General features: G+C 37.0%; 11 protein-coding genes and 1 pseudogene. 11 read left to right on the forward strand and 1 reads right to left on the reverse strand.

Annotated elements, in window-relative coordinates:
- The first annotated feature begins 137 nt into the window (after positions 1 to 137).
- The 8 genes and pseudogenes from ACF3N8_RS06340 to ACF3N8_RS06375 all read left to right on the forward strand — a co-directional run bounded on the left by ACF3N8_RS06340 (position 138) and on the right by ACF3N8_RS06375 (position 6,277).
- The gene (locus ACF3N8_RS06340; protein WP_392449768.1) at positions 138 to 1,604 is read left to right on the forward strand and encodes an ABC transporter substrate-binding protein/permease; all 1,467 of its coding nucleotides are present in this window, start codon (positions 138 to 140) and stop codon (positions 1,602 to 1,604) included.
- Positions 1,597 to 2,030, forward strand: a pseudogene (locus ACF3N8_RS06345) (amino acid ABC transporter ATP-binding protein); the annotation flags it as partial. The gene ACF3N8_RS06340 and the pseudogene ACF3N8_RS06345, both read left to right, overlap by 8 nt.
- A 3-nt stretch (positions 2,031 to 2,033) precedes the next feature.
- On the forward strand, positions 2,034 to 2,318 hold the full coding sequence (locus ACF3N8_RS06350; protein WP_392450435.1) for a hypothetical protein: 285 nt from the start codon (positions 2,034 to 2,036) through the stop codon (positions 2,316 to 2,318).
- Between the two features lie 360 nt (positions 2,319 to 2,678).
- Complete coding sequence (gene queG / locus ACF3N8_RS06355; RefSeq protein WP_017176439.1) at positions 2,679 to 3,806, forward strand: tRNA epoxyqueuosine(34) reductase QueG; 1,128 nt, start codon at positions 2,679 to 2,681, stop codon at positions 3,804 to 3,806.
- Between the two features lie 4 nt (positions 3,807 to 3,810).
- Entirely contained in the window at positions 3,811 to 4,281 is a 471-nt protein-coding gene (gene trmL / locus ACF3N8_RS06360; RefSeq protein ID WP_009384159.1) for a tRNA (uridine(34)/cytosine(34)/5-carboxymethylaminomethyluridine(34)-2'-O)-methyltransferase TrmL, read from the forward strand.
- Between the two features lie 12 nt (positions 4,282 to 4,293).
- Entirely contained in the window at positions 4,294 to 5,448 is a 1,155-nt protein-coding gene (gene nagA, locus ACF3N8_RS06365; RefSeq protein ID WP_238100955.1) for an N-acetylglucosamine-6-phosphate deacetylase, read from the forward strand.
- Positions 5,449 to 5,486: 38 nt separating this feature from the next.
- Entirely contained in the window at positions 5,487 to 6,083 is a 597-nt protein-coding gene (locus tag ACF3N8_RS06370; RefSeq protein WP_009384156.1) for a 6-phosphogluconolactonase, read from the forward strand.
- Positions 6,084 to 6,100: 17 nt separating this feature from the next.
- Positions 6,101 to 6,277 (forward strand): SAS053 family DNA gyrase inhibitor, encoded by a 177-nt coding sequence (locus tag ACF3N8_RS06375; protein ID WP_009384155.1) that lies wholly within the window; start codon positions 6,101 to 6,103, stop codon positions 6,275 to 6,277.
- 387 nt (positions 6,278 to 6,664) lie between these two features.
- Here the strand turns inward: ACF3N8_RS06375 and ACF3N8_RS06380 are convergent, their stop codons facing one another.
- On the reverse strand, positions 6,665 to 8,227 hold the full coding sequence (locus ACF3N8_RS06380; protein ID WP_238101846.1) for a M4 family metallopeptidase: 1,563 nt from the start codon (positions 8,225 to 8,227) through the stop codon (positions 6,665 to 6,667).
- A gap of 244 nt (positions 8,228 to 8,471) precedes the next feature.
- Between ACF3N8_RS06380 and ACF3N8_RS06385 the strand changes: the two genes are divergently transcribed.
- The 3 genes from ACF3N8_RS06385 to ppx all read left to right on the forward strand — a co-directional run bounded on the left by ACF3N8_RS06385 (position 8,472) and on the right by ppx (position 11,916).
- Complete coding sequence (locus ACF3N8_RS06385) at positions 8,472 to 8,879, forward strand: hypothetical protein (protein WP_009384152.1); 408 nt, start codon at positions 8,472 to 8,474, stop codon at positions 8,877 to 8,879.
- Between the two features lie 108 nt (positions 8,880 to 8,987).
- On the forward strand, positions 8,988 to 10,373 hold the full coding sequence (fumC, locus tag ACF3N8_RS06390) for a class II fumarate hydratase (RefSeq protein WP_238100956.1): 1,386 nt from the start codon (positions 8,988 to 8,990) through the stop codon (positions 10,371 to 10,373).
- A gap of 10 nt (positions 10,374 to 10,383) precedes the next feature.
- A complete protein-coding gene (gene ppx, locus ACF3N8_RS06395; RefSeq protein WP_238101845.1) occupies positions 10,384 to 11,916 on the forward strand; it encodes an exopolyphosphatase in 1,533 nt (510 codons plus the stop codon).
- The last annotated feature ends 3 nt before the right edge of the window (positions 11,917 to 11,919 follow it).

The raw sequence follows: 11,919 nt of genomic DNA on the forward strand, positions 1-11,919 counted from the left end.
TGATTTAGATGACCTGAGATCTTAGCATCTCAGGTCTTTTTCTATATGAAAAGGGAATTTAAAAAAATATGAATTAAATATTGCATAATAATTCATGTGGTTGTATAATCATTAATCATAATAGAGGAGGGGCTGCCATGACAACATCACGAATTTACACCAAGATTATGTCAGTCATATTAATGTTACTGCTCATCGTGAGTTCATTAACAAGTCAAGCTTTAGGAAAAGAAACGGACAAAACATGGGAAGATATAAAGAAACGAGGGGTCTTACGTGTCGGATTATCCGCTGATTACGCGCCATATGAATTTGAGAAACAAATTAATGGTAAACGTGAATATGTAGGTATTGATATTGAAGTAGCGAAACGTATCGCAAAGGATTTAGGTGTTGAACTTCAAATCGTGAATATGCAATTCGATACGTTACTCGGCGCACTTAAAACAGGCAAGGTAGATTTATTAATTTCAGCATTAACGCCTACAGCCGAACGTAAGAAGGAAGTGGACTTTTCCATAGATTATATGGAAGTTCCACAGAAGATGATCATGAAAAAGAAAGATAAGGATACGTTCAAAGATATCAAAGACTTTAATGGCAAGAAGGTAGGTGCGCAAAAGCAATCGACCCAAGAAGAACTTGTTAAGAATGAGTTACCTGACTCAGACCTTCAAGCTCTAGCTCGTGTACCTGAACTTATACTGTCATTAAAGACAGGGAAAATTGACGGTTTAGCAATTGAAGGGCCTGTAGCAGAAGCATATTTAATGAAGAATCCAGAATTAACCTTCGCACCAGGGGAATTTGATACGAAAGATAAAGGAACGGCGATCGCGATGCCTAAATCATCTCCAATCTTAATGGCAAAAGTGAATACAGTTCTAAAAGATATTATGGATAAAGGCCTCATTGATCAATATAAGGAAAAGGCTGGTAAAGCAATGTTAGATGATGGTTCGTTCTTGGCGAAGTACGGCGGGTTCTTAGCAACAGGTTTAAAGAACACGATCATCGTTTCTATAATAGGTGTACTTGCAGGTGCAATATTAGGTGGGCTCATTGCCTTAATGAAATTAAGTCCTTTCATACCTTTAAAATGGCTAGCAGTCGTATACATCGAATTTATTCGAGGGACACCGTTACTCGTTCAAGTATTCTTAGTGTTCTTCGGAACGACAGCGGTACTTGGTTTAGATATTTCAGCACTCGTATGTGGGATTATCGCATTAATTATCAATAGTGCCGCATATATCGCGGAAATTATACGTGCTGGTATTAACGCAGTTGATAAAGGTCAAATGGAAGCGGCACGTAGTTTAGGGCTCAATTATAAACAATCTATGAAAGCGGTCATCATGCCACAAGCAATCAAGAATATCTTACCTGCACTTGGTAATGAATTCGTCACAGTCATTAAAGAATCATCCATTGTTTCAATTATAGGTGTGAGCGAAATTATGTATAACGCCCAAGTCATTCAAGGTGCCTCTTTTGATCCTTTCACACCACTCATAATTGCGGCATTATTCTACTTTGTACTAACGTTCACACTATCTCGATTACTAGCTTATATTGAAGGGAGAATGAGTGTCAGTGATTAAAATTAACCAATTATACAAATCATTTCAAACGAACGCGATTTTAAAGGGGATTGATTTAGATATTCATCAAGGGGAAGTCGTAGCGATTATAGGACCTTCAGGTAGTGGTAAAAGTACGCTATTACGCTGCATGAATCTACTCGAAACACCGACTAAAGGTCAGGTCATTATAAATGGTCAAGATGTAACGTTAAAGGGACGAACATCGATAAGCTCCGTCAGAAGCTCGGTATGGTATTCCAGAACTTTAATCTCTTCCCACATAAGACCGTGGTTGAAAATCTTGTATTAGCACCAACATTATTGAATCAGGCTTCAACGTCAGAACTTAAGACGAAGGCACTCGCACTTCTTGAGAAGGTCGGCTTAGAAGATAAGGCGGATAGTTATCCTTCTACACTTTCCGGTGGGCAAAAGCAACTTGTCGCAATCGCACGAGCGTTAATGATGAATCCTGAGGTACTTCTATTTGATGAACCAACTTCAGCACTTGACCCTGAAGTCGTAGGCGAAGTTTTAGCCGTTATGAAGCAACTTGCGAAAGAAGGTATGACGATGGTTATTGTAACCCATGAGATGACATTCGCGCGAGAGGTTAGTGACAAAGTAATCTTTATGGCAGATGGCCAAATTGTTGAAGCGGGTGAACCAGAGTCGCTATTTATGAAACCGAGTCATGAACGAACGAAGCAATTTCTAAATCGCGTTTTATAAGCATATGAAAACCGTTAGGGTAGTTAAACTATTCGAACGGTTCTTCTTTTTGAAAAGGGCTTGAGACTTATTAAACAATTCTCTTAAACAGCATGCTTTCCTGGGGCATGGCCGGAGCCTGTAGTCTCCGGTCTCATGCTATTCCCCTAGGAGTCAGCTGATTTGAGAATTGCAAACAATAAAGTTTAAATGCTCTATTTCACAACTTATGTCTCAAGCTAAACAAATTATTTAGATTCGAAAGGGCATCAATTTCTTAAAGGGCTTTTCAAGTGGGGATGGAGAAAAAGTCTGTAACGATACATACGCTCACTGTAAAATATGATAAAATTAATACGTCAATTTCTACGGAGGGATAAGATGGATACTCGTGTATTGAAGGATGAAATCATTGCATATGCACATGAAATCGGGATCGATGAGATTGGTTTTACGACTGCGGATCCATTTGATGAGCTGAAACAACGGTTAAAGGCATATCATGAAAAAGGGTACGCTTCAGGATTTGAAGCAACGGATGATATTGAGTTAAGAACGAATCCTAAGTTTAGTCTACCAACTGCACGTTCAATTATCGCGATTGCGGTAGGCTATCCGAATAAATTACCGAACGCACCACGTAGTAAGCGTGGTGATCGTCGTGGTATGTTTGCGCGTGCGTCTTGGGGTATGGACTATCATAGTATCATGCGTATTCGCTTAAATAAGTTAGCTGACTTTATTAAAGCGCGCGTGCCTGATGTTGATATTCAGTCTATGGTTGATACGGGTGTGTTATCCGACAGAGCTGTTGCTGAACGTGCTGGACTTGGTTATGCCGCTAAAAATGGTTTCATTCTAAATCAGAAATTAGGTACATGGACGTATCTCGGTGAAATGCTCGTGAGTATTCCGTTTGAACCGGATGATCCTATTATGGATAGTTGCGGTGACTGTACGATTTGTATCGACCGATGTCCGACAGGTGCTTTAGTAGGTGACGGGTCATTAAACAGTCAGAAGTGCATCAGCTTTCTAACGCAAACGAAAGGTTACATGCCTGATGAATATCGTTACAAGATCGGTAACCGTCTTTATGGTTGCGACACGTGTCAGCAAGTGTGTCCGAAGAATAGAGGTATTAATACGACGCAAGAAGATATTGTGCTTGAGCCTGAAACATTGAAACCCCGTCTTGTTCCGTTACTTCAAATGTCTAATCGCGAATTCAAGGAGACGTATGGTCATTTAGCAGGTGCGTGGCGCGGTAAGAAACCGATTCAGCGTAATGCGATCTTAGCGCTCGCGCATTTTAAAGAAGTGGACGCGGTTCCTACTTTAAAGGGCGTGGCAGAAAACGATGCACGTCCAATGATACGCGCTACCGCTTACTGGGCGATTGGACAAATACTAGGTGATGATGCGAAAGGTTACATCGATTCACAGTATGATAATGAAATTGAAGAAGTTCAAACTGAAATGTTAAAAGGATTACAAAAAAGGAGTTAGTTTTATGACAAATCATGTAGTACTCTATCAACCTGAAATTCCAGCGAATACAGGTAATATCGCGAGAACGTGTGCGGCGACGAATACGAAACTACATTTAATTAAGCCACTCGGTTTTAGTACGGATGATAAAATGTTACGTCGTGCAGGGTTAGACTATTGGAAATTTGTTGATATTACGTATTATGATAGTATTGAAGCATTTTTTGAACAAACAGATGGCGACTATTTCTTATTAACGAAATTTGGTTCTAAGCCACATACGACTCAAGACTTTGGTGACGTATCAAAGGATTATTACTTTATCTTTGGTAAGGAAACGACAGGTCTTCCAAGTTGGGTGAAAGAGAAGTATGAAAATACTGCTTTACGTCTACCGATGACAGACAATGTACGAGCATTAAACTTATCGAATACTGCAGCTATTCTAATCTATGAAGCTTTACGCCAACAAGACTATCCAGAAATTCAATAAGGAGTCCTATTTATGAATCATTATGTCATTGCCAATGCGCGTATTTACACAGAATATAAGACGATCCATCACGGTTACATCGAAATTGCACAAGGTACTATTAAACGTATCGCAGAAGGTGACTACAACGGTGACTTAGAGGTCGTGGATGCTAAAGGTCACCACGTGTTGCCTGGCTTTATCGATATTCATATTCATGGTGGCTATGGTCACGATGCGATGGATGCCGACGCGGCTGGTTTAAAGCATTTGTCTCAACAGTTACTTTCAGAAGGGACAACAAGTTATTTACCGACTACCATGACGCAATCGTTTGATGCCATTGAAAAGGCCTTAACGGCCATTGCTAGTTATCACGAGCAAGCACCAGTGGATCATGCAGAAATATTAGGTGTTCACTTAGAAGGTCCGTTCATTTCAGAACATAAAGTTGGTGCACAAAATCCTAAATTCGTCAGACGACCAAGTGTTAATGATTTAGAACATTTATATGATGTGTCGAAACAAATGATTAAGATTGTAACGATTGCACCTGAGGTTGAAGGTGCGATTGAAACGATTGAACATTTAAGTGATCGTATCATCTTTTCATTAGGACATTCTGTAGCGACGTTTGAAGAGACGAATACTGCGATTGCGAAAGGTGCAAGACATATCACGCATTTATACAATGCAGGCCAAGGATTCAATCATAGAGCGCCAGGGCTTTTCGGGGCGGCTTGGACGAATCCTCTAGCACATACGGAATTAATCGTTGATGGTGTACATTCCCATCCTGAAGCGGTGAACATTGCGTATCAAATGAAAACGAACCGTCGCTTTTATTTAATTACCGATGCGATGCGCGCAAAAGGCATGCCAGATGGAGAATATGACTTAGGCGGTCAAAACGTGATCGTGAAAAATAACGAAGCACGCTTAGAAAGCGGTTCATTAGCCGGTAGTATCTTAAAGATGAATGAAGGATTAGCGAATTTAATGCGTTTCACACATGCATCTTTAGAAGATTTATGGCGCGTAACAAGTTATAATCAAGCCAAGGCATTAAATATTCATCATCAAAAGGGTAGTATTGAAGTAGGTAAAGATGCAGACCTTGTCGTATTAGATGATGAGATTAATGTTTTAAAAACTATTAAAAATGGGTATATAGCTTATAATAAGTGACAAAACTGAAACTGATTGAAATAAGAGGAGTGTATATCATGGCAATGAACTTTAAAGTCTTTGGAAACAAAGAATTAACAACAGCATACGTAGCTGACATTATGAGAAAACAATTTAATAATAATCCAACTTCTATCGTAGGTGTGCACATTCAAGAAGAAGATATGCATATTTTAGACGAATTAAAAAAAGATGTTGATAGACATCCAGTTGATTTCAGCCAAATCGAAATTTTAGATTACGACAATAATGGTTCATTCTACAAAGCACTAGGTGTACCGAATAAACAAATTCACTCACTTCAATATAATGAAAACGTTGAAAATTATATTAAGGACAAAGTTAAGACTAAAGACAACAAAGGTAAATTAATATTTCAAGTTGTTTCAGTTGATGCAAAAGGCAGTTTAAACCTAAAAGTTGATTCTAACTTAATGAATGCGCGCGAGGTTATGGTTGTTGCAACTGGTGCAAACAAAGCTGACTTCATTAAGAAATTATATGAAGAGAATGGTAGTAGCTTCGAACCAGCTGGCCTTAATAACCACCGTATGGTTAATGTTATTTTAGACGAAGAAGCAGCACGCGGCTTACCTGAAGATGTGAAAACATACTTTACGCAACACTTTGCTTAATTAAGGAGATGACCTTCATGTCAGAGAAGGATAAACATATTAACCATGAGAATGAAATGGTTGATGGTTACGATGAAGTCGTAGAACTAGGAAAAGAAATGGAACAAATTTCTGAAGAGAACGATGAAGCGAAATATGATAAAGAGCATGAAGAAGCGGTTCGTTCAGACTTAGATGAAAACGACGAACAATAATACGTATTGAACTCAATCACGAAAGTGGTTGAGTTTTTTTGTGTTTTTGAGGCATTAGTGTAAGCGGGGGAATCGAGGGATTTTCAAAGGTTAGGGGAGGAAAGTGATCTCTAAGGTGACCATGAATACTTCTTGAAAAGCCCTATAGACGTAATTGTTGAAATTTTACTTATAAAGCTCAACTCGAATTTTCAATTCGTTAGTTGAACTTACAAAGAAGTATGAGCTTCTTTGTTCTTTTATATGTGCCGGGGACCCCACCCCTAGGATTCAGCTATTAGGTGATTATTATAAGGCTAAGCCAATTTTTTAGCTATTTAATGAATTGTAGGCATTAAAAAAGCTAGGAACATTAAGTTCCCAGCTTTTTGAGCATTTTAGCTCTAATTAGTTAACGCCAACTTGGTTCCAAGCTTGTTCAACTGCTTGAGCTTCAGTTGGACCATAAAGGTCTTCAGCAGATTGAATTAATGCTTGTTTAGCGTCTGTAAATTGAGAGTTACCAGTTAAATATTGAGTTAATGCACGGTAGTAAATCTTTTCTGATTTCTCTTTACCGATTTCATTGATTGTATTATAAGCAGCTTTGTTAGGGATACCACTGTTGATATGAACGCCGCCGTTATCTTGAGAAGTATATTGGTACCTATCCATGTGATCTGGTTGGTTAAATTGACGAGGGTTAGACATGCTACGTAAAGCATCGCCTTCTTGACCAGGTGTATAAGAATCTTCACCCATTAACCAATCTTCATCGTCAACGAAGTAACCAAATACGTCAGAGAATGACTCATTTAAAGCACCTGGTTGGTTTTGATAAACAAGTTTAGCTGTTTTATCAGTTACAGCGTGTGTTAATTCGTGAGCAATTACGTCATCAGAAGCTGCTAAGCTAGTGAAACGTTGACCATCACCGTCACCAAAGATCATGTATTGACCATTCCAATACGCATTGTTTAAGTTGTATTGGTAATGAACAATTGATTCCATTGGAGCAGCATTGTTGTCATAGCTTTCACGATTAAATGTATCTTTATAGTATTTGTAAGTTTTATCTACATTGTAATGCGCATCTACACCAGCACGGTGGTTCTCTTTAGTAAAGTTAGGAGAATCATTTGTAATTTTAGATTGGATACCGTTAGTATTTTGAGCGTCGAACGTTTCGATTACTGTTGGTTTAGTTGTATCTTTAAGTTCATAAGTACCATTGTTGTTGAATACGTTTAATGGTTCTTTAGTGTCACCTTTAACACCAGTACCTGAACCTTGAACGTTTTCTTCTTTAAGGTTGTTTGCTTTAGAAAGAACTTCACCAGTTTCAGCGTCTACTTTAACTTCCCAGCTCTTTAAATTAGGTTTAATGTAATTAATTTTAACATTGTAAACTAATTTATTTTTGTCTGAGTCGATTTGTAATTTAGCCTCATCAACAACTTTATGGCCGTTGATATTTTTTACTTCGCTTTGTTTTTTTCCGATACCTTTAAAAGCACTTTTGATTGCTTGTTGCTTAGAAACTTTTTGTTGATTAGATACAGTAACGTTTTTCTTGTCTACTGAACCGTTAATCATTTCAACTTTATTACTTTTGTTCGTATGTAGCTTGATTTCGTTATCAGCTTCAACACCGTTTACTTTTGGTTTAAGTGTGTAGTGAGTGAAACCTTGTTCGTCTTTTTTAGATTCTGTTACTTCATAGTTTTTGTAGCCAGCAACACTTGAAGTTTTAGAACGTGAGCTTGTGCCACCACCGTTATTACCAATTGATTGAAGTGCTTTTTTAGCATCAGCATTAGATGTAACTGTTTTTTGTTCTACATCTTTATTAGCTGATTGTAATAATGATGTACGTTCTTTAGTGTCCTCTTTGGCATGTAATGCTTGAGTAGAAAGCGGCGCAGAAACTAATGTCGCTACCCCTAAAGTTAAAATAAGTTTCTTGTTCATTAAATGTCCTCCTACATAAAAATAATTTTAAATAAAATTGATAATTAATAAAAATTAAAAACCAAAATCATTCAGTAATGATTGTATTATGTAATCAAAACTATTTCAATAACCAAAACAAAATATTTAAAATTTTTTAGAAATTTTAACAATTGCGCTTTTTCTCAGATATATCAAGCTTGATGTAATTTCAAAACCAAGTTGTGATAAAATACTTACTAACAAGAATTAAAAGGAGTTTATTATGAAACTAAAACGTTTTTGGATACATCTGATGATTCTAACGGTCATTGTGAGTCTGCTATCTATTAAGGGATTTCCGATTGCTTTAGGCGCATTATATCTACCGGTGTTCTTTAAAGTTGTCGAGCTTCAAATGAACTTATCTAAAGGGCTTACTAAAGAAGATGTTCCTGCACATACTTTTATTAAAAGTAACCAAACGGGTGTTGTAGTGAGCGTTGTATGTATCTTTATCATTACAGCGATACTATTTAATGTATTAGGTTCGTTTTATAATGGGCTGAACGGTCTATTAGGAACATTAGTAACACTTAGTCCAATTACTTTAATAATCGCTGCCATTCTTTACATACTTACTGCAATTGCGGTTATTCAACGTGCTAAAGATAAGTTTTCATTAAAAGAATAAACTGTGAAATTTAATGAAGCATACACGTTTTTCGTACATTGAAGGTTGAATTTAATTAATGGTATAATTAAAGTAAGCAATTTATTAATTAAAAAGGGGAGCTTTATGATGTCAGTAAGAATTGAACATGATACATTTGGTGAAATCGAAGTACCTGCAGACAAGTATTGGGGTGCTCAAACAGAAAGAAGTAAACGTAACTTTCCAGTAGGTAAAGAACGTATGCCTTTAGAAGTTGTTTATGGCTTCGCACAATTAAAACGTGCAGCAGCAAAAGCAAACAATGAATTAGGTAAACTTAGCGATGATAAAAAAGATGCGATTGTACAAGCATGTGATCGTATTATCAATAAAGAGCTAGATGAGCACTTTCCATTAGTAGTTTGGCAAACAGGTAGTGGTACTCAAAGTAACATGAACGTTAACGAAGTTGTGAGCTATGTTGCGAATGAATACCTAAAAGAAAAAGGTAGCGACGAAACGGTTCATCCTAATGATGACGTGAATAAGTCACAAAGTTCTAACGATACTTTCCCAACAGCAATGCATGTTGCTTTATATCACGAAGTAGAAGCAAAACTACTACCTGCGATTAATAAATTACGCAACACTTTAAAAGAAAAAGAAGACAAATTCCAAGATATTATTAAAATTGGTAGAACGCACTTACAAGATGCTACGCCAGTTACATTAGGTCAAGAAATCAGTGGTTGGCGCTATATGTTAGATAAGTGTGAAACACTACTTAACGAATCAAGAAAGCACATCTTAAACCTTGCAATTGGTGGTACTGCCGTTGGTACAGGTATTAACGCGCACCCAGAATTTGGGGATAAAGTTGCTGCTTATATCAAAGAAAACACTGGTTACCCATTCGTTTCTTCTGAGAACAAATTCCACGCTTTAACAGCGCATGATGAAGTAGTTCAATTACATGGTGGCTTATCTGCATTAGCAGGTGATTTAATGAAGATTGCGAATGACATTAGATGGTTAGCTTCAGGTCCACGTGCTGGTTTAGGTGAAATTTCTATTCCTGAAAATGAACCAGGTTCATCTATCATGCCAGGTAAAGTTAACCCAACACAATGTGAAATGTTAACTATGGTAGCTGTTCAAGTTATGGGTAACGAAACAGTAGTGAACTTCTCAAGTTCTCAAGGTAACTTCGAATTAAACGTATTCAAGCCAGTTATCTTACACAACACATTACAATCTATCTATTTATTAGCTGATGGTATGAACACATTTAATGACAATTGTGCAGTTGGTATTGAGCCAATTGAAGAACACATTGATGAATTCTTAAACCGTTCATTAATGTTAGTAACAGCATTAAACCCTCACATCGGTTATGAAAAAGCAGCTTCTATTGCTAAAAAAGCACATAAAGAAGGCTTAACATTAAAAGAAGCAGCAGTAGCTTCAGGTCATTTAACAGAAGAACAATTCAATGAATGGATCAATCCTGAAGACATGGTACACCCAAAATAAGGAGGCAGTTATGGAACGCATTGCTTTAATTGATATCGGTTCCAATACGATTCGTTTAGTAATATTTGAATACAATCGCATGATTGGATTAAATGAAATACAAAATATTAAAACGCCTGCAAGGTTAAGTCAGTATCTCACAGATGATCAACAAATGACTGATGAAGGTATTGATGTATTAACAGACACTTTAAAAAGCTTTAAAAAGGTATCAGATAAATATAAAGTCGATGCGCTTTATCCAATTGCAACTGCAGCAATCCGTCAATCTGCTAACCAAGATGTCATTCTTCAAAGGGTTAAAGATGCGATTGATGTTGATATTCAAATCGTACCTGAAGAAGATGAAGCTTACTACGGTTATTATGCTGTAACCCACACAACTAGTGTACCTGATGGGGTTACAGTAGATATTGGCGGTGGTTCTACTGAAATTACTCTTTTCAAAGATAAAAAGCTAATTCACGCACATAGTTTTCCATTTGGTGTCGTGACGTTAAAACGTAAATTCTTCAACGGTGAACCTCATAATGATAAGAATAGTATTAAAAAGATGGAAAAATTCCTATCTGAACAATTTAAGTCATTAGACTGGATTCAAGATCAAGACATTCCATTAGTAGGGATTGGTGGGTCTGCGCGTAACGTTGCGCGCATCCATCAGTCAAATTTAAGTTACCCAATTGCGGGGGTACATGGCTACACGATGGATAAAAAGGACATCCAAAAAGTTTATGATATGATCCGTAAAAGTTCTCGAGATGACTTAACGAATTTAGATGGTTTAAGTCAAGACCGCGTGGATATTATCCTTCCAGCTGTTAGCGTATTTAAAACGTTGTATGAAGAAATTGATGCTACTCAATTCACGTTTTCTCGAAAAGGATTGAGGGAAGGGTATGTAATGAGCGAGTTGAGTAAAACGTATAAGGATGAATTCGATTCTAAAAAGGTCAGACAAGATGCGCTATTTCATTTAGCTAATGAATATAAAATTGAGAGTAAGGGCGCTGAGCAACGTGTTCGATTAGCAGAAATGCTTTTTAATCAGTTGCATGATCTTGGGAAACTTAAAGTTTCAGATAATCTTAAAGAGCTTTTCCTAAAGGGTGCATACTTATACTATTTAGGGTCCTTTATAGATGCTGATTCAAGTTCTCAACATACGTTCTATATTATCTCTAATTCAAGCATCAATGGCTTTACTCATAAGAATCGTGTTAAGCTCGCGTTGTTAGCAAGCTTCAAGAACAAGACATTACTTAAGTTTTATAGTCATGAAATCGGCTGGTTTGACAGTAAGGAAATTGATGAAATTCAAGCATTAGGCGGTATTATTAAGTTCGTTAATGCGATGAATGTTTCTAATATTAATTCTGTAAGTCAACTTGATTTACAGCCTGCTAAGAAGAAAGGCTTTAATTTGTTTGTTCACTACAAAGGTGAACCAGTTGCTGAGGAGTATCAAGCTAATAGACAAAAAAAACACATTGAACGTATTTTAAAAGAAGACATGAATATAACCTTTACAAAAACTTTATAATTG

It is taken from the genome of Staphylococcus massiliensis (genome assembly GCF_043186315.1).
GTDB lineage: Bacteria > Bacillota > Bacilli > Staphylococcales > Staphylococcaceae > Staphylococcus > Staphylococcus massiliensis.